At 63.7% G+C, this 24,063-nt stretch carries 25 protein-coding genes; 22 read left to right on the top strand and 3 right to left on the bottom strand.

The window, feature by feature from the left end:
- Positions 1-54 precede the first annotated feature (54 nt).
- The 5 genes from tsaD to L867_RS0112210 are packed head-to-tail and all read left to right on the top strand — an operon-like array spanning position 55 to position 3,550.
- Entirely contained in the window at positions 55-1,152 is a 1,098-nt protein-coding gene (gene tsaD, locus L867_RS0112230) for a tRNA (adenosine(37)-N6)-threonylcarbamoyltransferase complex transferase subunit TsaD (RefSeq protein WP_028737156.1), read from the top strand.
- Positions 1,149-2,132, top strand: a complete 984-nt coding sequence (locus L867_RS0112225; RefSeq protein WP_028737155.1) for an NAD(P)H-dependent glycerol-3-phosphate dehydrogenase — start codon at positions 1,149-1,151, stop codon at positions 2,130-2,132. The genes tsaD and L867_RS0112225 overlap by 4 nt, the downstream gene beginning before the upstream one ends.
- 32 nt (positions 2,133-2,164) lie before the next feature.
- Positions 2,165-2,458 carry a YciI-like protein gene (locus L867_RS0112220; RefSeq protein ID WP_028737154.1) on the top strand — a complete coding sequence of 98 codons (294 nt, stop codon included), beginning with the start codon at positions 2,165-2,167 and terminating at the stop codon, positions 2,456-2,458.
- A gap of 6 nt (positions 2,459-2,464) precedes the next feature.
- Positions 2,465-2,896: an EVE domain-containing protein gene (locus L867_RS0112215; RefSeq protein ID WP_028737153.1), complete on the top strand. Its 432-nt coding sequence runs from the start codon at positions 2,465-2,467 to the stop codon at positions 2,894-2,896.
- Between the two features lie 9 nt (positions 2,897-2,905).
- A complete protein-coding gene (locus tag L867_RS0112210; protein ID WP_028737152.1) occupies positions 2,906-3,550 on the top strand; it encodes a class I SAM-dependent methyltransferase in 645 nt (214 codons plus the stop codon).
- 9 nt (positions 3,551-3,559) lie between these two features.
- On the opposite strand, the gene L867_RS26430 is transcribed toward L867_RS0112210, so the two are convergent.
- Entirely contained in the window at positions 3,560-3,928 is a 369-nt protein-coding gene (locus tag L867_RS26430) for a hypothetical protein (RefSeq protein ID WP_051438947.1), read from the bottom strand.
- 301 nt (positions 3,929-4,229) lie between these two features.
- Here L867_RS26430 and sdhC point away from each other — a divergent pair, with 301 nt between their 5' ends.
- From sdhC to L867_RS0112120, 17 genes are all read left to right on the top strand, one after another.
- Entirely contained in the window at positions 4,230-4,625 is a 396-nt protein-coding gene (gene sdhC, locus L867_RS0112200; protein WP_028737151.1) for a succinate dehydrogenase, cytochrome b556 subunit, read from the top strand.
- A gap of 10 nt (positions 4,626-4,635) precedes the next feature.
- Positions 4,636-5,016, top strand: coding sequence for a succinate dehydrogenase, hydrophobic membrane anchor protein (sdhD, locus tag L867_RS0112195; RefSeq protein WP_028737150.1), 381 nt, complete (start codon positions 4,636-4,638; stop codon positions 5,014-5,016).
- A 5-nt stretch (positions 5,017-5,021) separates the two neighbouring features.
- Positions 5,022-6,863: a succinate dehydrogenase flavoprotein subunit gene (sdhA, locus tag L867_RS0112190; protein ID WP_028737149.1), complete on the top strand. Its 1,842-nt coding sequence runs from the start codon at positions 5,022-5,024 to the stop codon at positions 6,861-6,863.
- An 18-nt stretch (positions 6,864-6,881) separates the two neighbouring features.
- Positions 6,882-7,661 (top strand): succinate dehydrogenase iron-sulfur subunit, encoded by a 780-nt coding sequence (locus L867_RS0112185; protein ID WP_028737148.1) that lies wholly within the window; start codon positions 6,882-6,884, stop codon positions 7,659-7,661.
- Between the two features lie 194 nt (positions 7,662-7,855).
- Positions 7,856-8,383 (top strand): protease inhibitor Inh/omp19 family protein, encoded by a 528-nt coding sequence (locus L867_RS0112180; RefSeq protein WP_028737147.1) that lies wholly within the window; start codon positions 7,856-7,858, stop codon positions 8,381-8,383.
- Between the two features lie 74 nt (positions 8,384-8,457).
- Positions 8,458-9,621 (top strand): cell division protein ZapE, encoded by a 1,164-nt coding sequence (gene zapE / locus L867_RS0112175; RefSeq protein WP_028737146.1) that lies wholly within the window; start codon positions 8,458-8,460, stop codon positions 9,619-9,621.
- 178 nt (positions 9,622-9,799) lie between these two features.
- Complete coding sequence (gene mdh / locus L867_RS0112170; protein WP_028737145.1) at positions 9,800-10,762, top strand: malate dehydrogenase; 963 nt, start codon at positions 9,800-9,802, stop codon at positions 10,760-10,762.
- A gap of 32 nt (positions 10,763-10,794) precedes the next feature.
- Positions 10,795-11,988, top strand: coding sequence for an ADP-forming succinate--CoA ligase subunit beta (sucC, locus tag L867_RS0112165; RefSeq protein WP_028737144.1), 1,194 nt, complete (start codon positions 10,795-10,797; stop codon positions 11,986-11,988).
- Positions 11,989-12,006: 18 nt separating this feature from the next.
- Positions 12,007-12,909 carry a succinate--CoA ligase subunit alpha gene (gene sucD / locus L867_RS0112160; protein WP_028737143.1) on the top strand — a complete coding sequence of 301 codons (903 nt, stop codon included), beginning with the start codon at positions 12,007-12,009 and terminating at the stop codon, positions 12,907-12,909.
- 162 nt (positions 12,910-13,071) lie between these two features.
- Positions 13,072-16,056 carry a 2-oxoglutarate dehydrogenase E1 component gene (locus tag L867_RS0112155; protein ID WP_028737142.1) on the top strand — a complete coding sequence of 995 codons (2,985 nt, stop codon included), beginning with the start codon at positions 13,072-13,074 and terminating at the stop codon, positions 16,054-16,056.
- Between the two features lie 60 nt (positions 16,057-16,116).
- Positions 16,117-17,349 (top strand): 2-oxoglutarate dehydrogenase complex dihydrolipoyllysine-residue succinyltransferase, encoded by a 1,233-nt coding sequence (gene odhB, locus L867_RS0112150; protein ID WP_028737141.1) that lies wholly within the window; start codon positions 16,117-16,119, stop codon positions 17,347-17,349.
- A gap of 94 nt (positions 17,350-17,443) precedes the next feature.
- Positions 17,444-18,079, top strand: coding sequence for a LysE family transporter (locus L867_RS0112145; RefSeq protein WP_028737140.1), 636 nt, complete (start codon positions 17,444-17,446; stop codon positions 18,077-18,079).
- Position 18,080: 1 nt separating this feature from the next.
- Positions 18,081-18,575, top strand: a complete 495-nt coding sequence (locus L867_RS0112140) for a hypothetical protein (protein ID WP_028737139.1) — start codon at positions 18,081-18,083, stop codon at positions 18,573-18,575.
- Entirely contained in the window at positions 18,572-19,324 is a 753-nt protein-coding gene (locus L867_RS0112135) for an SDR family oxidoreductase (RefSeq protein WP_028737138.1), read from the top strand. The genes L867_RS0112140 and L867_RS0112135 overlap by 4 nt, the downstream gene beginning before the upstream one ends.
- A gap of 25 nt (positions 19,325-19,349) precedes the next feature.
- Positions 19,350-20,756 (top strand): dihydrolipoyl dehydrogenase, encoded by a 1,407-nt coding sequence (gene lpdA / locus L867_RS0112130; RefSeq protein ID WP_028737137.1) that lies wholly within the window; start codon positions 19,350-19,352, stop codon positions 20,754-20,756.
- Positions 20,757-20,871: 115 nt separating this feature from the next.
- On the top strand, positions 20,872-21,372 hold the full coding sequence (locus L867_RS0112125) for a cytochrome b (protein ID WP_028737136.1): 501 nt from the start codon (positions 20,872-20,874) through the stop codon (positions 21,370-21,372).
- A 45-nt stretch (positions 21,373-21,417) separates the two neighbouring features.
- On the top strand, positions 21,418-21,909 hold the full coding sequence (locus L867_RS0112120; RefSeq protein ID WP_028737135.1) for a DUF2867 domain-containing protein: 492 nt from the start codon (positions 21,418-21,420) through the stop codon (positions 21,907-21,909).
- On the opposite strand, the gene L867_RS0112115 is transcribed toward L867_RS0112120, so the two are convergent.
- Entirely contained in the window at positions 21,899-22,993 is a 1,095-nt protein-coding gene (locus L867_RS0112115; protein ID WP_028737134.1) for a TraB/GumN family protein, read from the bottom strand. The two genes, L867_RS0112120 and L867_RS0112115, sit on opposite strands and share 11 nt — an antisense overlap.
- An 81-nt stretch (positions 22,994-23,074) precedes the next feature.
- Entirely contained in the window at positions 23,075-24,010 is a 936-nt protein-coding gene (locus tag L867_RS0112110; RefSeq protein WP_028737133.1) for a tyrosine recombinase XerC, read from the bottom strand.
- Positions 24,011-24,063: the final 53 nt, after the last annotated feature.

Below are 24,063 nucleotides of genomic sequence, written 5' to 3'. Positions count from 1 at the left end.
CCGACAGTCCTCGTAGACGGGTTTCCCGGTCATCGCAATCAATGAACAGGGCAAATGGGCTCCAAACTGCGCATTCTCGGCATCGAGACCAGTTGTGACGAAACGGCCGCGGCGGTCGTTTCCCGCTTCGACGACGGCACCGGCCTGATCGAGGCCGATGTGGTCCTGAGCCAGCTCGACGAGCACAGCGCCTATGGCGGCGTCGTCCCGGAAATCGCGGCGCGGGCCCATGTCGACGCCCTCGACAGCCTGATCGAGGAGGCGTTGACGCGCGCCGGAACACGACTGTCCGACATCGACGCGATTGCCGCCACGGCCGGCCCCGGCCTGATCGGCGGGCTTCTGGTCGGGCTGATGACCGGCAAGGCGATCGCGCGGGCCACCGGCAAGCCGCTCTATGCGGTCAACCATCTCGAAGGCCATGCCCTGACGGCCCGCCTGACGGACAGCCTCACCTTTCCCTATCTCATGCTGCTCGTCTCCGGCGGCCACACCCAGCTGGTGCTGGTGCGCGGCGTCGGCGATTACGAGCGCTGGGGCACGACGATCGACGATGCGCTGGGCGAGGCCTTCGACAAGACGGCCAAGCTGCTGGGCCTACCCTATCCCGGCGGCCCGGAGGTCGAGAAGGCCGCGGCAAAGGGAGAGGCGAAGCGGTTCGATTTTCCCAGGCCGCTGGTCGGCGAGGCGCGGCTCGATTTTTCCTTCTCCGGCCTGAAGACGGCGGTGCGTCAGGCGGCCGAGAGCATCGCTCCGGTCAGCGATCAGGATATTTCGGACATCTGCGCCTCCTTCCAGCGCGCCATTTCGCGCACGCTCGACGACCGGATCGGCCGCGGCCTGCAGCGGTTCCTCGCCGAGTTCCCGCAGCACGAAGGCGTTCCGGCGCTGGTGGTCGCCGGCGGTGTTGCGGCGAACAAGGAATTGCGGCGAACGCTGCAATCCCTCTGCGACCGGCACGGTTTCCGTTTCGTCGCCCCGCCGCTTCACCTGTGCACGGACAATGCCGTGATGATCGCCTGGGCCGGCCTGGAGCGCATGGCGCTCGACCTGCCGGCCGATCCGCTCGACGTGCAGCCGCGCTCGCGCTGGCCGCTCGACGGCGAGGCAAAGGCGGTGATCGGCCACGGTAAGCGTGGAGCAAAGGCATGAGCGAGCGCATCGTCGTCATCGGCTCCGGCGCCTTCGGTACGGCTCTTGCGGCCGTCATGGCGGCCGAGGGCAGGGTCGAGACAACGCTTCTCGGCCGGGATGCCGCGCTCATCGCCGACCTCCAGGCGAGCCGCATCCACGAGGCGGCCCTGCCGGCGATCCGGCTGCCGGACGCGCTCAATTTCAGTGCCGACCCCGACGTGATCTCGGCCGCCGATATCGTGCTTTTCGCCATGCCGTCGCAAGCTCAGGTCGAGGCCGCCCGGCACTACGGTCCCTATCTGGCCGAGGGCGCGACCGTCGTCACCTGCGCCAAGGGCATCGACAGGGCGTCCGCTCGGCTGCTGACCGATGTGCTGGAGGAGGCGTTACCGCACCATGCGATCGCCGCGCTGTCCGGCCCGGGCTTTGCCGCGGACATCGCCCGCGGTCTGCCGACGGCCATGGCGATCGCGGCTGCCGACCTCGCCACCGCCGAGCGACTGGCCCATGCCATTTCCGGCCGCACATTCCGCCTCTATGCCTCGGACGACCGGATCGGCGTGCAGCTCGGCGGTGCGCTGAAGAACGTGCTGGCGATCGCCTGCGGCATCGTCGAGGGCATGGGGCTGGGTGATTCGGCCCGCGCCGCGCTGATTTCGCGTGGCCTTGCGGAAATGTCGCGGCTGGTTGCCGCCATGGGCGGCAAGGCGGATACGGTCCGGGGTCTGTCCGGCCTCGGCGATCTGGTCTTGACCGCCACCAGCCACCAGTCGCGCAACCTGCGCTTCGGCATTTCGCTGGGGCGCGGCGAGCCGATCGATTTTTCCCGCGGGCAGCTGGTCGAGGGCGCCTTTGCTGCGGCCGTCGCCTCGCGTCTGGCCGAGGGATGCTCGGTCGAGATGCCGATCACCGATGCCGTTGCCGCGGTCATCGAGGGGAGCCTCGACATCCCGACGGCCATCGAGCAACTGATGTCGCGTCCGATCACCACCGAGTGACGGGCTCAAGATAACGAAGGAGAGACGAGAACATGCTGTTTGCCGTGATCTGCACCGACAAGCCGGAACATCTGAACGTCCGGATGGAGACCCGCCCGACTCATGTCGAATGGCTGAACGGGCTCAACGCCGCCGGCACGCTGAAGATCGGCGGCCCGTTCCTCGATGCCGACGGCAAGCCCTGCGGCTCGATGCTGCTGATCGCCGCCGATGATCTCGATGCGGCCAAGGCGATCGCCGCGCAGGATCCCTATGCCCAGGTCGGTCTCTTCGCCCATGTCGAGATCAAGCCCTACAACTGGGTGTTCAACAATCCGGAGGCTTGAGGGCGAATGGCTTTCTGGCTCTATAAGTCCGAACCCTTCAAGTGGTCCTGGCAGATGCAGAAGGATGCGGGCGAGAAGGGAACCGAATGGACCGGCGTGCGCAACTATCTGGCACGCAACAACATGCGGGCCATGAAGATCGGCGACAAGGGCTTCTTCTACCACTCGAACGAGGGGCTGGAGGTCGTCGGCATCGCGGAAGTCTGCGCGCTCTCCCATCCGGATTCGACCGCCGAGGGCGATGCCCGCTGGGACTGCGTCGACATTCGCGCGGTGTGTGACATGCCGAAGCCGGTCTCGCTGAAGGACGTCAAGGCCAATCCGACGCTTGCCAACATGGCGCTGGTCACCTCGATGCGGCTCTCCGTCCAGCCGGTAACGGAAGAGGAATATCTCGAAGTCTGCCGCATGGGCGGCCTCGACAATCCGCCGCGCTGAGGAGTTGGCTTGAACACCGATCCAGAGACCTTCATCCGTGCCAATACCAGCCTGACGGCGCCGCCGCATGTGCCGGAAATCCGGTTGCGGCTGGCCAACGAGGTCCATGACCTCTGGCTGAAGACGGAAGAGGACCTCGAGGAGATCGGCCTGCCTCCGCCGTTCTGGGCCTTTGCCTGGGCGGGCGGGCAGGGGCTTGCCCGCTATATCCTCGATCACCCCGAAGAAGTGCGCGGCAAGCGCGTGCTCGATTTCGCCAGCGGTTCCGGGCTCGTCGCGATCGCGGCGAAGCTCGCCGGGGCAAGTGAGGTCATTGCCGCCGACATTGATCCCTGGGCGGGCACGGCGGTCGGGCTCAACGCCGCCGAGAATGGTGTCGAGATCGGCTTTACCGCGGAAGACCTGATCGGCAGGCCGATCGAGGCTGATATCGTGCTGGCCGGCGACGTCTTCTATGACCGGGATTTTGCCAGCGCGCTGACCGAATGGTTCGCGCATCTCGCTGCAGGCGGAACGCGGGTTCTCGTCGGCGATCCCGGGCGAAGCTATCGTCCGACCGAAAGGCTCGAGCCCCTCGCCACCTATGAAGTACCGGTCACCCGCGTCCTGGAAGACAGTGAAGTCAAAAGGACAACCGTCTGGCGTTTCCGCTGACGGATCTTGTCACTGAGGGCGAATGACGCAGACGCCGGCCTCGTAGGAGCAGGCGCTGTCGTCCATCTCGGCATCGATCTCGATGATCTTGGCTGCCGGCGGTCGGTACTTGATGACGTCGCTGCGGGATCCCTCGATCGCGAAGTAGATCCCCGAGCCTCGAACCCGCACCGCTGAAATCGAACCGGCGAAGGTACCGATGCCCGGAACGACGGAGGGAAGTCCTGCGCCGCCGACCACGGCGTCCTGGTGCTGACGGCCACGGTCGGGACTGTGCGGGGAGTGACCGTACTCACCGGCATTCAGCCATGTGGCGTTGAGAACAAGGGATAGGGTGCCGGCAATGACCAGTCCGGTGCGGGCAAGACGCGTGACCATGGATGCCTCTTCGTCGGGATCTTGGTGGTTAACAAAAGGTTAAGATCACCATGCCGGATATTTCCGGTAAAGTCATTGCGGCGCGTGATTTTTTAGCGATACATGATTAATCGGTGCGCCTTGGCATAAAGTTCTATTCATCCCAATCGATTAAAATCGAATCGGCGAGCGAATGGGCTTGTCGTCGGTCATTTCGGCGATTAAACGTCGCGTTTGATGCAATGCACCCACGTGTGGGATCAAGGCATTGCCCGGAGGATGTCCGAAAGTTCGGAACGCATTGAAACGCCGCGAGGTTCTGATGGCGAATCTGACAAATAACCGGCCCTTGTCGCCGCATCTGCAAATCTACAAGCCGATTCCCACGATGGTGATGTCGATCCTGCATCGCATCACCGGCGCCGCGCTGTACTTCGGCACCATTCTGGTCGCCTGGTGGCTGATCGCCGCCTCGACCGGTGCTGCCTATTTCGACTGGGTCAGCTGGTTCATGGGGACGATCATCGGCCGGCTCGTGCTGTTCGGTTACACCTGGGCCCTGCTTCACCACATGCTCGGCGGTCTGCGCCACCTGATGTGGGACGCCGGCTACGGTTTCGACAAGCATTTCTCCACCAAGCTCGCCAAGGCCAACATCATCGGTTCGGTGGTGCTGACCGTTCTCGTGTGGGCGATCGCCTACGCCGTCCGCTCCTGAGGTGACCAACATGGATATGCGCACTCCGCTCGGTAAGGTCCGCGGTCTCGGTTCGGCCAAGGACGGCACGGATCACTTCTGGCGTCAGCGGGTCACGGCCGTTGCCAATATTCCGCTCATCACATTCTTCATCGGCTTCCTGGTCTGCTATGGCGGCGCTCCCTATGCGGATGTCGTCGGCGCTCTGGCCAATCCGGTCGTCGCCGTCATCATGGGCCTGGTCGTCATTTCCGGCATCGTTCACATGAAGCTCGGCATGCAGGTGATCATCGAGGATTATATCCATCACGAACTCACCAAGATCGCCCTGCTGATGCTCAACATGTTCTTCGCGATCCTGATCGGCGGGCTCTGTCTTTTCGCCCTTCTGAAGATCGCCTTCGTAGGATAATCCCCATGGCACCGATCAACTCCCCCGCCCAGAACGGCAAGGCCTACAAGTATGTCGACCACTCCTATGACGTGGTCGTCGTCGGTGCCGGCGGTGCCGGCCTGCGCGCCACGCTCGGCATGGCCGAACAGGGCTTCAAGACCGCCTGCATCACCAAGGTTTTCCCGACCCGCTCGCACACGGTTGCGGCGCAGGGCGGCATCGCTGCCTCGCTCACCAACATGACGCCGGACTGCTGGCAGTGGCACCTCTACGACACCGTCAAGGGTTCCGACTGGCTCGGCGACGTCGATGCCATGCAGTATCTCGCCATGGAAGCGCCGAAGGCCGTCTATGAGCTTGAGCACTACGGCGTTCCCTTCTCGCGTAACGAAGAAGGCAAGATCTACCAGCGCCCGTTCGGCGGCCACATGCAGAACTACGGCGAAGGCCCGCCGGTGCAGCGCACCTGCGCTGCCGCCGACCGTACCGGCCACGCCATCCTGCACACGCTCTACGGCCAGTCGCTGCGCAACAATGCCGAATTCTTCATCGAGTATTTCGCCCTCGACCTGATCATGGCGCCGGATGGCCGCTGCACCGGTGTCGTCGCCTGGAACCTCGACGACGGCACGATCCATCGCTTCTCGGCCAAAATGGTGGTCCTGGCGACCGGCGGCTACGGCCGCGCCTATTTCTCGGCCACTTCGGCTCATACCTGCACCGGTGACGGCGGCGGCATGATCGCGCGCGCCGGCCTGCCGCTCCAGGACATGGAGTTCGTGCAGTTCCACCCGACCGGCATCTATGGTGCAGGCTGTCTGATCACCGAAGGGGCGCGCGGCGAAGGCGGCTATCTCGTCAACTCCGAAGGCGAGCGCTTCATGGAGCGCTATGCGCCCTCGGCCAAGGACCTTGCCTCGCGCGACGTCGTTTCGCGCTGCATGACGATGGAAATCCGCGAGGGTCGCGGCGTCGGCAAGAACAAGGACCACATCTACCTGCATCTCGACCACCTCGATCCGGCCGTTCTGCACGAGCGCCTTCCGGGTATCTCGGAATCGGCGAAGATCTTTGCCGGTGTCGACGTGACCCGCGAACCGATCCCGGTCCTGCCGACTGTTCACTACAACATGGGCGGCATCCCGACCAATTACTGGGGTGAAGTGCTGAATGCCGACGCCGACAATCCGGAACGCATCGCGCCCGGCCTGATGGCGGTCGGCGAAGCCGGCTGCGCATCGGTTCATGGTGCGAACCGCCTCGGCTCCAACTCGCTGATCGACCTTGTGGTCTTCGGCCGCGCCGCCGCCATCCGCGCCGGTCAGGTGATCGACAAGTCCGAGCCGATCCCGGCGCTCGACATCGCCGCCTGCGACAAGATCATGGAGCGCTTCGACAGCCTGCGGAATTCCTCCGGCTCGACGCCGACCGCCGTGCTGCGCGACAAGATGCAGCGCGCCATGCAGGAAGACGCGGCCGTGTTCCGCACGCAGGAAGCGCTGGAAAGCGGCTGCCGCCGCATTTCGGCGATCTGGAAGGAACTGCCGGACATCAAGGTCACGGACCGGTCCCTGGTGTGGAACTCCGACCTTGTCGAAACGCTCGAGCTGCACAATCTGATGGCCAACGCCATCACCACGGTCTACGGCGCGGAAGCGCGCAAGGAAAGCCGCGGCAGCCATGCGCGTGAAGACTATACCAGCGGCCCGTTCGCCGGTCGCGACGACGAGAACTGGCGCAAGCATACGCTCGCCTGGGTCTCCGAGGCCGGCGACGTGAAGCTGGACTATCGTCCGGTCCACACCGACCTGATCGCCGAAGGCATCGATCCCTACAAGATCGCGCCCAAGGCTCGCGTGTACTGATCTCGAGAGGAACTGGACATGGTTGAACTCGCTCTTCCGAAGAATTCGCAGATCAGTGAAGGCAAGGTCTGGCCGAAGCCGGCCAGCGCCAAGAACGTCCGCGAATACCGGATCTATCGCTGGAACCCGGATGACGGCCAGAACCCGCGCATCGATACCTACTATATCGACATCGATGACTGCGGCCCGATGGTTCTCGATGGTCTCCTGTACATCAAGAACAATATCGACCCGACGCTGACGCTGCGCCGCTCCTGCCGCGAAGGCATCTGTGGTTCCTGCGCGATGAACATTGACGGCACCAACACGCTCGCCTGCACCAAGGGCATGGACGAGATCAACGGTACCGTGAAGGTCTATCCGCTGCCGCACATGCCGGTGGTCAAGGACCTGGTGCCGGATCTGACCAACTTCTATGCCCAGCACCGCTCGATCGAGCCCTGGCTGAAGACGGTTTCGCCGCCGCCAGCCAAGGAATGGAAGCAGAGCCATTCCGACCGCCAGAAGCTCGACGGTCTCTACGAGTGCATCCTGTGCGCCTGCTGCTCGACCTCCTGTCCGAGCTACTGGTGGAACGGCGACCGCTATCTCGGTCCGGCCGTCCTGCTGCAGGCCTATCGCTGGCTGATCGACTCCAGAGACGAAGCGACCGGCGAGCGTCTCGACAACCTGGAAGATCCCTTCCGGCTCTATCGCTGCCACACCATCATGAACTGCGCGCAGACTTGCCCCAAGGGTCTCAACCCGGCCAAGGCGATCGCCGAAATCAAGAAGATGATGATCGAACGCCGCGTCTGACCGGCGACGAGGCAGCATGCGGGTTGCAATTCCAACCTTGCGACCCATGTAATTGCAAGCCGGCGAGGATCTCCTTTCGAGGTTCCGCCGGTTCGTGTATTTGCTAGTGTCTTGATTCGATCGTCCCATTCGCGATAATTCCGCCTTGTTTCGGGACGACAACCGGCCAAATGCGGTCAACCGGGAGTGTGATGATGAAGTTGAAATATGCGGCGACGGGCGTCGCGATCCTTCTGTCTCTGGCAGGCTGCCAGCGTACATCCTATAGCGGGCTCGATTCCGGCGCTTCTTCACTTCCTCCGCTAGAGGCGCAGCCTGTGCCTTCCGTCCAGTCCGGACAGCTGCCGCCGCCCGGTGCCGCCACGTCGCCGAATGGTTTCCCGGCAGCTCCCACGCCGGCGACCCAGACCGCCGCGACCGATGCCGCTCCCGCCACCGCGCTCGATGTGACCAAGGAATCCATGGTCGGCAACTGGCGCGTGTCGAACGCCGGCGCTTCGTGCGACATGTTCCTGACGCTTACCAATCTCGGCAGCGGTTCGCGCGGCGGCACACGCGGCTGCGCCGGCCCGCTCACCGCCATGGGCTCCTGGGAAGTGGCCGGCAAGCAGGTCGTGCTTAAGGACCGCAGCGGCAACGTGCTCGGCCGCCTCTACAAGTCCGCCGACGCGCGCTATGACGGCACGACCAATACCGGTCAGCCGATCAGCCTCAGCCGCTAAGTCTCCATCATCCATAGGCCGTGCGGCAGTCGCCCCGGCGACGCCGTCGACCCGTCTCCAAGCGGAGCCTGCGTATGCAGCCCATCCCCGACTATGCGCTGAGCGTCGCCGAGCAATTGCGCTCGATGACCGATGCGGGCACGCTGCAGGCCGACAAGGCCCAGATGGCGGTGGCCGGCCAGCTCGACCGCATCCTCCAGGACATGAAGCAGCGCAGGCCGGCGGCAAAGAAGAGCGCGCTTGGTTGGATGTTCGCCCAGAAGCGCAAACCGCTTCAGCCGGTGCGCGGGCTCTACGTGCATGGCAGCGTGGGTCGCGGCAAGACGATGCTGATGGATTTGTTCTTCAAGCTCGCGCCCGTCGAGAAGAAGCGACGCGCCCATTTCCACGAATTCATGGCTGACGTGCATTCGCGTATCCACGCGCATCGCATCAAGCTGAAGAACGGCGAGACGCGGCAGGCCGACCCCGTGCCGCCGGTCGCCGCGGCCTTGCGCGACGAGGCCGAACTCCTCTGCTTCGACGAGTTCACCGTCACCGACATCGCCGACGCCATGATCCTCGCGCGACTGTTCACCGAGCTCTTCGCCCGCGGCTGCACGCTGGTCGCCACGTCGAATGTCGAGCCCGACAATCTTTACCGCGACGGGCTCAACCGCGGACTGTTCCTGCCGTTCGTTGCGCTGCTGCAGCGCCATGTCGAGGTGACCACGCTCGATTCGCCGACGGACTATCGGCTCGAAAAGCTGGAGAGCCTTCCCGTCTATGTCTCGCCGCTCGACGCGGAGGCGGACCGGCTGATGGATCTGGCCTGGAAACGGATGACGGACGGGCGCCCCGAGGTGGCGACCGAGATCGAGATGAAGGGGCGTGTCGTTCCGGTGCCGCGTGCCGTCGACCGGGTCGCGCGCTTCACCTTTGCCGAGCTCTGCGAGCGGCCGCTCGGCGCATCGGACTATCTGGCGATCGCCAAGCGCTTCGATGTCGTCTTCATCGACCATATCCCGCATCTCGGGCCTGCCAAGCGCAACGAGACGAAACGCTTTATTATCCTTGTCGATGCACTCTACGACGCGTCTGTGCGGCTGTTCGCATCGGCCGCGGCGATGCCCGAGGCGCTTCTCACGGAGAAGAAGGGAACCGAAGGTTTCGAGTTCGATCGCACCGTATCGCGGCTCTTCGAGATGCGCAGCGCCGACTATTTGGCGCTTCACACCGGCCAGCGCGCGGATTTGTGACGATTCTGCGTCAGATATTTTGACGTTTACGTAAGAATTTTATGATCTAACCGATTGAAAATACTGCACCCAAATTAATCGGTTGCAGTTTTTCTCAAGTATCGTTATGCGAATTTTCACAATGCCCGGCTAAATACGGTCGTCAGCTTTGGTTTTGGATCTAAAAGGAAGCACTTCAATGGCGCGCAACAAGATCGCTCTTATCGGTTCTGGAATGATTGGTGGAACGCTGGCGCATCTCGCCGGCCTCAAGGAACTGGGCGATATTGTCCTGTTCGACATCGCCGACGGTATCCCGCAGGGCAAGGGCCTCGATATCGCCCAGTCCTCCCCGGTCGAGGGCTTCAATGCCAAGCTGACCGGCGCAAGCGACTATGCCGCCATCGAAGGCGCCGACGTTTGCATCGTCACCGCCGGCGTCGCCCGCAAGCCGGGCATGAGCCGCGACGATCTGCTCGGCATCAACCTCAAGGTCATGGAACAGGTCGGCGCCGGCATCAAGAAATATGCCCCGAACGCCTTCGTGATCTGCATCACCAACCCGCTCGACGCCATGGTCTGGGCGCTGCAGAAGTTCTCCGGCCTGCCGGCCAACAAGGTCGTCGGCATGGCCGGCGTTCTCGATAGTGCCCGCTTCCGCCTCTTCCTCTCCGAAGAATTCAACGTTTCGGTCCAGGACGTCACCGCCTTCGTTCTCGGCGGCCACGGCGACACCATGGTGCCGCTCGCCCGCTACTCGACCGTCGGCGGCATTCCGCTCACCGACCTCGTCAAGATGGGCTGGGTCACCAAGGAGCGCCTCGAAGAAATCATCCAGCGCACCCGTGACGGCGGCGCCGAAATCGTCGGCCTGCTGAAGACCGGTTCGGCCTACTACGCACCGGCCGCCTCGGCGATCGAAATGGCCGAGTCCTTCCTCAAGGACAAGAAGCGCGTCCTGCCCTGCGCCGCCTACCTTTCGGGCCAGTACGGCGTGAAGGACATGTATGTCGGCGTACCGACGATCATCGGCGCCGGCGGCGTCGAGCGCATCATCGAAGTCGAATTCAACAAGGCCGAAGAAGAAGCCTTCCAGAAGTCCGTCGGCGCCGTTGCCGGCCTCTGCGAAGCCTGCATCAATATCGCCCCCGCCCTCAAGTAAACGCCATTCGGCCCAGAACTAGGGACTAGACGATGAACATTCATGAATATCAGGCCAAGGCTCTTCTGAAGGGCTACGGCGCACCGGTTGCCGAAGGCGTTGCGATCTTTTCCGCCGAAGAAGCCGAAGCTGCTGCCAAGCAGCTTCCCGGCCCGCTCTACGTGGTCAAGAGCCAGATCCATGCCGGCGGTCGCGGCAAGGGCAAGTTCAAGGAACTCGGCCCCGACGCCAAGGGCGGCGTTCGCCTCGCCTTCTCGATCGACGAAGCCAAGGCTCACGCCAAGGAAATGTTCGGCAACACGCTGGTGACGGCCCAGACCGGCGAAGCCGGCAAGCAGGTCAACCGCCTCTACATCGAAGACGGCGCCGACATCGCTCGCGAGCTTTACTGCTCGCTGCTGGTCGACCGCTCCGTCGGCCGCGTCGCCTTCGTCGTTTCGACCGAAGGCGGCATGGACATCGAGGCTGTCGCCCATGACACGCCCGAGAAGATCCACACGATCGCCATCGACCCGGAAGCCGGTGTGACGGCTGCCGACATTGCGGCCATCTCCAAGGCTCTCGAGCTTGGCGGCGCTGCCGCAGAAGACGCCAAGTCGCTCTTCCCGGCGCTCTACAAGGCCTTCGTCGAGAAGGACATGGCGCTGCTCGAGGTCAACCCGCTGATCGTCATGAAGAACGACCATCTGCGCGTTCTCGACGCCAAGATGTCGTTCGACGGCAATGCGCTGTTCCGCCATGACGACGTGCGCGCCCTGCGCGACGAGACCGAAGAAGACGCCAAGGAAATCGAGGCCTCCAAGTGGGACCTCGCTTACGTGGCGCTCGACGGCAATATCGGCTGCATGGTCAACGGTGCCGGTCTCGCCATGGCGACGATGGACATCATCAAGCTGTACGGCAAGGAGCCGGCGAACTTCTGCGACGTCGGCGGCGGCGCCGGCAAGGAGAAGGTCGCGGCTGCCTTCAAGATCATCACCGCTGACCCGAAGGTCGAGGGCATCCTCGTCAACATCTTCGGCGGCATCATGAAGTGCGACGTCATCGCCGAAGGCGTTGTCGCAGCGGTTCAGGAAGTTGGTCTGAAGGTTCCGCTCGTCGTGCGTCTCGAAGGAACCAATGTCGAGCTCGGCAAGAAGATCCTGAACGAGTCCGGTCTGGCGATCACCGCCGCTGACGATCTGGACGACGCGGCGAAGAAGATCGTCGCGGCGATCAACGGCTAATTTGAAGGACCGGAAACAATGTCGATTCTCGTCAACAAGAACACCAAGGTCCTCGTGCAGGGCCTGACCGGCAAGACCGGTACCTTCCACACCGAGCAGGCTCTGGCTTACTACGGCACCCAGATGGTCGGCGGCATCCACCCGAAGAAGGGTGGCGAAACCTGGACCGGCTCCAAGGGCGAAAGCCTGCCGATCTTTGCGACCGTCGCAGAAGGCAAGGAAAAGACCGGCGCCGACGCGACCGTGATCTACGTGCCCCCGGCAGGTGCCGCAGACGCGATCATCGAGGCGATCGAAGCCGAGATCCCGTTCATCACCTGCATCACCGAAGGCATTCCGGTCATGGACATGGTGCGCGTCAAGGCTCGCCTCGACCGCTCCAAGTCGCGCCTGCTTGGGCCCAACTGCCCGGGCATCCTGACGCCAGAAGAATGCAAGATCGGCATCATGCCGGGCTCTATCTTCCGCAAGGGTTCGGTCGGTATCGTTTCGCGCTCCGGCACGCTCACCTACGAAGCCGTGTTCCAGACCTCGAATGAAGGCCTTGGCCAGACGACGGCCGTCGGCATCGGCGGCGACCCGGTCAAGGGCACCGAGTTCATCGACGTCCTGGAACTGTTCCTGGCGGACGAAGCCACGCAGTCGATCATCATGATCGGCGAAATCGGTGGCGCGGCTGAAGAAGATGCGGCGCAGTTCCTCATCGACGAAGCCAAGAAGGGCCGCAAGAAGCCGATGGCAGGCTTCATCGCCGGCCGGACCGCTCCGAAGGGCCGTACCATGGGTCATGCCGGTGCAGTCGTCTCCGGCGGCAAGGGCGACGCGGAATCGAAGATCGAGGCCATGGAAGCGGCCGGCATCAAGGTTTCGCCTTCCCCGGCTCGCCTGGGCAAGACGCTGGTTGAAGTCCTCAAGGGCTGAGACCACTTAACTACGACCAGGCAGGGGGACCATGCATGTGGTCCGCCTGCCTGATTTGGCGTTTTAGGAACTGGATCGCACGGGGCGGTCCAAGCAAGCGGCAGACCGGTCCCCGGTCATCACCTCAAGTCGGGAGGCGGACGCATACGTCCGCAGGACACCATGGCAAGGCAAGAAGCCAACGAGCAGTTTCAGATCACGTCGTTCCTCGACGGTTCGAACGCTGCCTATATCGAACAGCTCCACGCGTGTTACGAGGACGATCCGGCCTCCGTACCGGCCGAATGGCAGGCCTTCTTCAAGGCACTCGCCGAGAACCCGGCCGATGTGAAGAAAGCAGCCGCCGGCGCCTCCTGGCAGCGCAAGAACTGGCCGATCGCCGCCAATGGCGAGTTGGTTTCGGCGCTTGACGGCAACTGGGGCCAGATCGAAAAGGTCGTCGAGACCAAGGTGAAGGCCAAGGCGGAAGCCGCCGGCCAGCCGATTTCGAGCGAGCAGGTTCTTCAGGCGACCCGCGATTCGGTGCGCGCCATCATGATGATCCGCGCCTATCGCATGCGCGGCCACCTGCACGCCAATCTCGATCCGCTCGGCATCGCCGCCCCGGTCGAGGACTTCAACGAGCTGTCGCCGGCCGCCTACGGCTTCACCGAGGCCGACTACGGCCGCAAGATCTTCATCGACAACGTGCTTGGTCTCGAATACGCGACCATTCCGGAAATGCTTGACATCCTGAAGCGGACCTATTGCTCGACGCTCGGCGTCGAGTTCATGCACATCTCCAATCCGGAAGAGAAGGCCTGGATCCAGGAGCGCATCGAAGGCCCCGGCAAGGGCGTCGAGTTCACCGCGAACGGCAAGAAGGCGATTTTGCAGAAGCTGATCGAGTCGGAAGGCTTCGAGCAGTTCATCGACGTCAAGTACAAGGGCACCAAGCGCTTCGGCCTCGACGGCGGCGAATCGCTGATCCCGGCGCTCGAGCAGATCATCAAGCGCGGCGGCCAGGAAGGCCTGGAAGAAGTCGTGTTCGGCATGGCCCATCGCGGCCGCCTGAACGTGCTCACCAACGTGATGGCCAAGCCGCATCGCGCCGTGTTCCACGAGTTCAAGGGCGGCTCCTTCAAGCCGGACGAAGTCGAAGGTTCGGGCGACGTGAAGTACCATCTCGGTGCCTCGTCCGACCGCGAATTCGACGGCAACAAGGTTCACCTGTCGCTGACGGCCAACCCGTCGCACCTTGAAATCGTCAATCCCGTGGTCATGGGCAAGGCCCGCGCCAAGCAGGACCAGCTCGCCAAGGTCTGGGAAGGCGACATCATTCCGCTGCGCGAACGCGTCAAGGTCCTGCCGCTGCTGCTGCATGGCGATGCGGCCTTTGCCGGCCAGGGCGTGGTTGCCGAAATCCTCGGCCTGTCCGGCCTGCGCGGTCACCGCGTCGGCGGCACCATGCACTTCATCATCAACAACCAGATCGGTTTCACCACCAATCCGGCCTTCTCGCGTTCGTCGCCCTATCCGTCCGACGTCGCCAAGATGATCGAAGCGCCGATCTTCCACGTCAACGGCGACGATCCGGAAGCGGTCACCTATGCCGCCAAGATCGCCACCGAATACCGGATGAAGTTCCACAAGCCGGTCGTGGTCGACATGTTCTGCTATCGCCGCTTCGGCCATAACGAGGGCGACGAGCCCGCGTTCACGCAGCCGAAGATGTACAAGGCGATCCGCGCCCACAAGACGGTCGTGCAGATCTATGCCGAGCGGCTGATCGCCGAAGGCCTGATTTCCGAGGGTGAATTCGAGAAGATGAAGGCCGATTGGCGCGCCCATCTCGAACAGGAGTTCGAGGCAGGCCAGTCCTACAAGCCGAACAAGGCCGACTGGCTGGACGGCGCCTGGTCGGGTCTGCGTACCGCCGACAATGCCGACGAGCAGCGTCGCGGCAAGACCGCCGTGCCGATGAAGTCGCTGAAGGAAATCGGCCGCAAGCTGTCGGCCATTCCGGAAGGCTTCAAGGCGCACCGCACCATCCAGCGCTTCATGGACAACCGCGCCCAGATGATCGAGACGGGCGAGGGGATCGACTGGGCAATGGGTGAAGCCCTTGCCTTCGGTTCGCTCTGCGTCGAGGGCACCAAGATCCGCCTTTCGGGCCAGGACTGCGAACGCGGCACCTTCAGCCAACGCCACTCGGTCCTCTACGACCAGGAAACCGAAGACCGCTTCATCCCGCTCGCCAATCTGGCGCCGAACCAGGGTCGTTACGAGGTCATCAACTCGATGCTCTCGGAAGAGGCCGTACTCGGCTTCGAATACGGCTATTCGCTGGCCCGTCCGAATGCGCTGACGCTCTGGGAAGCCCAGTTCGGCGACTTCGCCAACGGCGCCCAGGTGGTGTTCGACCAGTTCATCTCGTCGGGCGAACGTAAGTGGCTGCGTATGTCCGGTCTCGTCTGCCTGCTGCCGCACGGCTATGAAGGCCAGGGTCCGGAGCACTCTTCGGCCCGCCTCGAGCGCTGGCTGCAGATGTGCGCCGAAGACAACATGCAGGTCGCCAACGTCACCACGCCGGCCAACTACTTCCACATCCTGCGCCGGCAGGTGAAGCGCGACTTCCGCAAGCCGCTCATCCTGATGACGCCGAAGTCGCTGCTGCGCCACAAGCGTGCGGTCTCCAGCCTGTCGGAACTGGCCGGCGAGAGCTCGTTCCACCGCCTGCTTTGGGATGATGCCGAAGTCGTCAAGGACGGCCCGATCAAGCTGCAGAAGGACAACAAGATCCGTCGTGTCGTCATGTGCACCGGCAAGGTCTACTACGACCTTCTGGAAGAGCGCGAGAAGCGCGGCATCGACGACGTCTACCTGCTGCGCATCGAACAGCTCTATCCGTTCCCGGCCAAGGCGCTGATCAACGAACTTTCGCGTTTCCGCAACGCGGAGATGGTCTGGTGCCAGGAAGAGCCCAAGAACATGGGTGCATGGTCGTTCATCGACCCCTATCTCGAATGGGTGCTCGCCCACATTGACGCCAAGTACCAGCGCGTGCGCTACACCGGCCGTCCGGCCGCCGCATCGCCGGCGACGGGCCTGATGTCCAAGCACCTCGCCCAGCTTGAAGCCTTCCTCGAGGATGCGCTGGGGGGCTGATGCCTCCCACCGCCGAGACCCCATCGACAGAAACGTTCTCTGATCAACGGAATTGAGATCATGGCCACAGAAATCCGCGTACCCACCCTGGGTGAATCCGTCAGCGAAGCCACTATCGGCACCTGGTTCAAGAAGGTCGGCGATGTCGTCAAGGCCGACGAGCCGCTCGTCGAGCTGGAAACCGACAAGGTCACCGTCGAAGTTCCGTCTCCGGTTTCCGGCGTGCTGACCGAAATCGTCGCCGCCAACGGCGAGACCGTCGGCCTCGGCGCCCTGCTCGGCCAGATCGCCGAAGGTGCTGCCGGCGCCGTCTCCGCCGAGCCGGCCAAGGCGGCCGCACCGGCTGCTGCCGCACCCGCGGCACCGGCCGTCTCCGCTCCGGCACCGGCCGCCGCTGGCGCCATGCCGGCTGCTCCTGCCGCTGCCAAGATGCTGGCCGAAAACAACCTGTCGGCCGATCAGGTCGACGGTTCGGGCAAGCGTGGCCAGGTTCTGAAAGGCGATGTGATCGCCGCGGTCGCCAAGGGTGTCACGACCGCCGCTGCTCCGGCACCGGCTGCCGCTCCGCGCCCGCCGTCGGCCACCGACGATGTGGTCCGCGAAGAGCGCGTCAAGATGACCCGCCTGCGCCAGACGATCGCCAAGCGCCTCAAGGATGCCCAGAACACGGCTGCCATGCTCACCACCTATAACGAGGTGGACATGACGGCGGTCATGAGCCTGCGCAACAAGTACAAGGACATCTTCGAGAAGAAGCACGGCGTGAAGCTCGGCTTCATGGGCTTCTTCACCAAGGCAGTGACCCACGCGCTCAAGGAGCTCCCGGCCGTCAACGCCGAGATCGACGGCACCGACATCATCTACAAGAACTACTGCCACATCGGCGTCGCCGTCGGCACCGACAAGGGCCTGGTCGTTCCGATCGTGCGCGATGCCGACCAGATGTCGATCGCCGAGATCGAGAAGGATATCGGCCGCCTCGGCAAGCTCGCCCGCGACGGCGCGCTGTCGATGGCCGACATGCAGGGCGGTACCTTCACCATCTCCAACGGTGGCGTCTACGGCTCGCTGATGTCCTCGCCGATCCTGAACGCCCCGCAGTCCGGCATTCTCGGCATGCACAAGATCCAGGAACGTCCGGTCGCCATCGGCGGCCAGGTCGTCATCCGCCCGATGATGTATCTCGCGCTCTCCTATGACCACCGCATCGTCGACGGCAAGGAAGCCGTCACCTTCCTGGTGCGCGTCAAGGAAAGCCTGGAAGATCCGGAGCGTCTGGTTCTCGATCTCTAAGACAGACCCTCGGGAGGCTGCCTCTGGCAGCCTCCCGTTCAATCCGGCATAGTGGCGAACCACGTTTGCGCTCACGGTCGGAAGGAAAACGAAAATGCACGCCTATCTCCTGGAACTCGCCTCGCTGATGGCCGTCTTCTCCTTCGCGATCGTCGCGCCGGGAGCCGACACGGCCATGGTCATGCGTCAGGCGATGGTGCACGGCCGTCGCGCGGCGATCCTGACCAGTGTCGGCATCGGCACGTCGCTGATGTTCCATGTGACCTACACCATCCTTGGTCTCGGCCTCATCATCTCGCAGTCGCTGCTGCTGTTCGGCGTGATCAAATGGGTGGGTGCCGCTTATCTCATCTACATGGGCGTCATGGCGCTGCGCGCCGGCGCGACCGATCTCACTCCCGCAGCGGGTGAGGCGGATGCGCCCCGGCAGAGCGCCTTTCGCGCCTTCGGCCTCGGCTTCCTCGCCAATGCGCTCAATCCGAAGCCGGTCCTGTTCTTCCTGTCGATCTTCTCGGCGCTGGTCAGCGCCTCGACCCCCGGCATGGTGAAGTTCGGCTATGGCCTGGTCATGGCGAGCTGCCTCATCGCCTGGTTCGTCGGCGTCTCCTTCTTCATGACGACGCCGCGCATGCGTGCGGTCTTCTCCCGCATGAGCAAGTGGATCAACCGGGCATCGGGCCTGGTGTTCATCGCCTTCGGCCTGAAACTCGCGGCGGCAAAGGCCAACTGAGATGAAGCGCCGGCTGACGTCGTCGATCGCAGTCATGTCGCTTGTCGCAGCCTTTCCGGCTGCGGCTGCCGATTGCCCGATCGAACGCGCCGTCTATGCCGAGGCGGAAACCAAGATCGAGATCCGTTTTCAGGCCAGCGGCGAAAGCTCGCCGGTCAGCCATCGTTTCGTGCTGGCAACCCCTGCGGACAAAATGACGGTCGAAGGTCACGTGATGTTCGATCCGGAGATCGAGCGGCCGGTGGCCATGGCCATGCACAACTGTCCCGAGGGCGACGTGACCGGGGCTGACCTCGCCGCCTGTACCGTCTGGACCGGCATCATCTATGCCAGCGACAAGGCCGGCCATGTCGATCTCCTGCCGTCCGAGGGCGCCGGCGCTCCGGAGAGCCTGATCCTTCCCGGTTTCGGTCCTGCGGTTTCGCGTTCGGTGCTCGGCAAGGATCTCTCCGCCATGCCTTGGGATATCTTCGAGCTGAAGGAATGCGCGAAATGACCGGCCGGCCTGTCGTTCTCATCACCGGAGGCAGCCGCGGCATCGGCGCTGCCGTTGCGCGCAAGGCCGCAAGCCAGGGATGGGACGTGCTGATCAACTACGTCGCCCAGGAAGACGCTGCGCGTGCGCTGGCAACGGAACTCCAGGCAACGGGCGCGCGGGCCGAAATCGTCAAGGGCGATACGGGTAGCGAGGACGGGATCGCGGCCATCTTCGCCGTGCTTGACCAACGCTTCGGCCGGCTGGATGCGCTGGTCAACAATGCCGGCGTGGTCGATCGCGCCGAACGGGTCGAGGATTTCAGCCGGGCCCGGCTCGACCGGATGTTTGCGATCAACGTGATCGGCAAGATCCGTTGCGCCGCCGAAGCCGTGCGCCGCATGTCCACGGTCCATGGCGGGCAGGGCGGCTCGATCGTCAATATTTCGTCGATGGCAGCGACGATCGGCAGCCCCGGGCAATATGTCGACTATGCCGCCTCCAAGGGCGCGGTCGACACCTTCACCGTCGGCCTTTCCAAGGAGGTCGCAGCCGAAGGCATCCGCGTCAACGCGGTTCGCCCCGGCATCATCGACACCGACATCCACGCCTCCGGCGGCATACCCGACCGGGCCAGCGCCATGGCGTCCGCCATACCGATGCAGCGTCCCGGCCTCGCCGATGAAGTGGCCGACGCGGTTCTCTACCTCATGTCCAGCCAGGCATCCTATGTGACTGGCGCCATCTTGAATGTCAGCGGCGGACGATAGTCGCCGAAAACGAAGGAAGCAGCCCATGTCTTACGATGTCATCATTATCGGCTCCGGCCCCGGCGGTTATGTATGCGCCGTGAAGGCGGCCCAGCTCGGCCTCAAGGTCGCGGTTGTCGAGAAGCGCGCCACCTATGGCGGCACCTGCCTCAATATCGGCTGCATTCCGTCGAAGGCGCTGTTGCACGCCTCCGAGATGTTCCACCAGGCCGCCCACGGTATGGATGCGCTCGGTGTCGAGGTGGCTGCTCCGAAGCTCAACCTTACGAAGATGATGGCGCACAAGGATGCGACGGTGAAGGCGAACGTCGAGGGCGTCTCGTTCCTGTTCAAGAAGAACAAGATCGACGGCTTCCAGGGCACCGGCAAGGTCGTTGCCGCCGGCAAGGTTTCCGTCACCAATGACAAGGGCGAGGAGCAGATCCTCGAAACCAAGAACATCGTCATCGCCACCGGCTCCGACGTCGCCGGCATTCCCGGCGTCGCCGTCGAGATCGACGAGAAGGTCATCGTTTCCTCCACCGGCGGCATCGCGCTCGACCAGGTCCCGGCCAGGATGGTGGTCGTCGGCGGCGGCGTCATCGGCTTGGAGCTCGGTTCGGTCTGGCTGCGCCTCGGCGCCAAGGTGACCGTCGTCGAATATCTCGACACGATCCTGGGCGGCATGGACGGCGAAGTTTCCAAGCAGTTCCAGCGCATGCTCGCCAAGCAGGGCATGGAATTCAACCTCGGCGCCAAGGTCACCGGCGTCGAAAAGGCCGACAAGGGTGCGAAGGTCACCTTCGAGCCGGTCAAGGGCGGCGAAGCCCAGACGATCGACGCCGACGTCGTGCTGATCGCCACCGGCCGCAAGCCCTATACCGAGGGCCTTGGCCTTGCCGAGGCGGGCGTTGCGCTGGACAGTCGTGGCCGCGTCGAGATCGACGGCCACTACCGCACCAATGTCGCCGGCATCTATGCCATCGGCGACGTCGTCAAGGGCCCCATGCTCGCCCACAAGGCGGAAGACGAAGGCGTGGCGCTGGCCGAAATCCTCGCCGGCCAGCATGGTCATGTGAACTATGACGTCATCCCGGGTGTGGTCTACACCCAGCCGGAAGTGGCCTCCGTCGGCAAGACCGAGGAAGAGCTGAAGGCCGCAGGCATCGCCTACAAGGTCGGCAAGTTCCCGTTCACCGCCAATGGCCGCGGGCGCGCCATGCTGGCGACCGACGGCTTCGTCAAGATCCTCGCCGACAAGGAGACCGACCGCGTTCTCGGCGGCCATATCATCGGCTTCGGCGCCGGCGAGATGATCCACGAAATCGCCGTGCTGATGGAGTTCGGCGGCTCGTCGGAAGACCTCGGCCGTACCTGCCATGCGCACCCGACCATGTCGGAAGCCGTGAAGGAAGCCGCGCTCGCAACCTTCTTCAAGCCGATCCATATGTAATTCGCTATTTGAAGGTTAAATCTTCGTCATCTTCCGGGCCGCGTCTTGCCATGCAGGACGCGGCCTTTATCATCCGGACGCAATTGCCGTTAACCGATTGACGAAAGGCAAGAAAATGCCGTCCTCCCCCGTTTTGTCCTATTCCATTCCGCAGCGTCTCATTCACTGGCTGATGGCCGGTCTCATCCTGTTCAACCTGCTCTTTGCCGAAGCCATGGAAGAGCTTTCCGAGGCGGTGGAAGAGGGACAGACCCCCACCCCCGACATGATCGCCTCGGCCAATATCCATGCCTATGTCGGCATTGCCGTGCTCTGTCTCGCGGTCATCCGGGTCATCCTGCGCCTCACCCATGGCGCGCCGGAAGCTCCCGCCGAGGAGCCGCCGCTCGGAAGGCTTGCCGCCAAGATCGCGCATGGCGCCTTCTACCTGCTGTTCTTCGCCATGCCGATCAGCGGTGCGCTTGCCTACTACGGCGGTGTGGAAGCTGCCGGCGGGCCGCATGCTGGTCCGATGAAGCTGCTGATGTGGGTCCTGATCGTCGTGCATGTCGGCGCGGTTCTCGTCCACCAGTTCGTTTGGAAGACGCCTGTCGCCCAGCGGATGACCAAGGGCTGAGGCTGCGACTTTCAGCCGTCGCATGAGACAAGAAGAGGAAGCGCCATGGCCGATGTTTTTCCCGAAGACCCGGCGCTTCCGCATCCCGCCTTGATGCAAGCAGACTGGGCGGATCGATATGCGGTGATCAGTCCGGAACCGGCGATGCCGGCGATCCGTGCAGCGCAATTGGCGCTCGGCCAATCGCCCGCCTGGGTTCGCCGTCTGCTCGACCTTCGAAATCGCGTTGTCGCGCCGTTCGGCCTGAAGGGCGCGGAGATGAAGCTGGGCGAGGCGGGTTCCGTCGGCGCCTTTCCAATCGTCAGTGAGCGAGACGAACAGGTCGTTCTGGGCTTCAACGACAAGCATCTGGATTTCCGTATCGTGATCGATGTGGCTTCTGCCGGAGCAGCCGGCAGCAGGGTCTCCGTCACGACGCTGGTCGACAGGCACAATGCCTTCGGCCGGCTCTACATTCTTGCGGTCACGCCCTTCCACAGGCTGATCGTCAGGACCACGCTTGGCCGTCTTGCGGATCCGGCGGTCGTCAGCCGTTGACGGCGCTGACAGTGAAGCCCTGCTTGCGCAGAAGCTCTATCAGCCCCTGCTCTCCCGAAAGATGCAAAGCGCCGACGGCGATGAAGACCTTGCCGTCTGCGAGCAGCGGTGCCGCGCGTTCGGCCATGATCCTGTTGCGGTCGGTCACGATGCGTTTTTCGAAGGCGGCATAGGCGCTTTCGTCCTGGCCGGGCTTGCTTGGCGCAACGGCTTCGAGCATCGGCATGGTCATGCCCGTGTCGCCGGCAAGGTAGAGCGCGGTCATGGTCTCGATGACATCGTCCATCTTGTCGCCGAGTTCCAGCGTCTCGATCAGCGCCTGAAGATGAAATTCGACCGGCAGGCCGGCCATCGCCTGCAACTGTTCCGCCAGGGTTTCGAGCCCGACGACCTTCTTGCCCGCCTTGATCGCATTTTCGGCAATATGCTTGTCGAGAAAGGAGGCGCCCGCCGCCTTGCGGGCGATTTCGCAGGCCGGAAGGGCGACAAAGCTGGACAGGATCCACGGCTTCATGCGAGCGACCGCGGCAAGGGCCAATCCGCGGGCCTTAAGCCCTGTCTCCAGCTTTTCCGCATCTTCGGCGGACAGGTGGTCGCGGATCGTCGTGCCATCCATGAACATGGTCAGTTCGGGATGCATCAGCATCGCCGCGGCGGCCTTCTTCTCGTCGAGGATCTCGTCGGATTCGATGACGATGGTCGATGCGTCGGCGGCCGCTTCGCTCGCTCCCTTCGGCATGGCCAAGACGCGCGGATCGGTCACGTGCATGGTGCCGAGCAGGTAGGACGGGCTCAGACCAGCCTTCTCGATTTTCCAGAATATGCCCTTGCCGTTCGGCGTCTTTGCCGCTTTGGCGACGATCTTGTCGTAGGCCGTGGGATCGGTTTTCTGCAAGGCCGGCAACAGGTCTTCGCCCGTGCAGGCCGGCGGTTCGCCAGCCCTCGCCGGGGAGACCGAGAACAGCACGAAAGCGGTGGCGACGAGCAGGGCGACATGCAGCGCGGCAATCAGCCAGAGGGCGGCGTCGCCGGCAAAGGAAAAGGGGTTTCGCTGGCGGAGCCGGTCGAAGGGGTGCGCGATCATGGGACTGTCCGTTTCAATCGCGGCAATCTAGCGGCCTGCCTCCTCACGTTCCCTTAACGCTTGTGGTTAACGGCGCCGCGCTCAGGCGCGGGGATGGGCTCGCTCATAGACGTCGAGCAGCCGTGCGGCATCGACGCCGGTATAGACCTGCGTGGTCGACAGGCTGGCATGGCCGAGCAGTTCCTGGATGGTGCGCAGGTCGCCGCCGCTGCCGAGAAGATGGGTGGCAAAGGAGTGGCGCAGCGCGTGCGGCGTCGCCGAATCCGGCAGGCCGAGCGCCGAGCGCAAGCGCTGCATCTCGCGCTGGATGATCGCCGGCTGCAGCTTTCCGCCGCGCGCCCCGCGAAACAGCGGTTCGCCGGCCTCCAGATGATAGGGGCAGAGTTTGACATAGGTTGCCACGGCCTCGTCGACGACCGACAGCAGCGGGACGAGCCGCGTCTTGGCGCCCTTGCCGGTGATGCGAAGCGAGGTCGGATTGCCGGCGAAAGCGGAGGGGGTGAGATCGAGCGCCTCGGAGATGCGAAGCCCGCAGCCGTAGAGGAGGGTCAGCACGGCCGCGTCGCGCGCGGCGATCCACGGCTCCTCGTTCATCTGTGCTTCCTGGCTGACCACGGTCAGTGCCTGGGTGCCGCTCAGTGGCTTGGGCAGTGACTTCGGCTGTTTCGGCGATCGTATCGCGCCGGCGCCGGCAGCATTGACCAGGCCCTTGCGCTCGAGATGCCGCAGGAACGATCGAAGGCCGGCCAGATGCCGGCCGAGCGAGCGGGCGCCGGCGCCCTGCTTGCGGCGGAAGGCGAGGAAGGCGCGCAGATCCGCCGGGCGCAGGGCAGATACGTCCTTGATGGTCGCCGGTCCGCCGACATGGGTGGTGAGGAAGCGCAGGAACTGGCGGGTGTCGCGCTCGTAGGCCTCCAGCGTATTGCCCGAGAGGCGCCGCTCTCCGCCGAGGCTTGCCAGCCAGGCGCCGCGTTCGGCCATCAGATCGTCGGCCGCGAGGATCAACAGTTCGTCCACGCCCGCTTCCTTTACTTATCTCGAATGCTTCGCCAACATGCACCCCCAGCGTT

Source organism: Paenirhizobium selenitireducens ATCC BAA-1503, assembly GCF_000518785.1.
Classification (GTDB): domain Bacteria; phylum Pseudomonadota; class Alphaproteobacteria; order Rhizobiales; family Rhizobiaceae; genus Allorhizobium; species Allorhizobium selenitireducens.
Note: the sequence above shows the minus strand (reverse complement) of the source record. Positions and strands in the feature narration are given on the sequence as shown.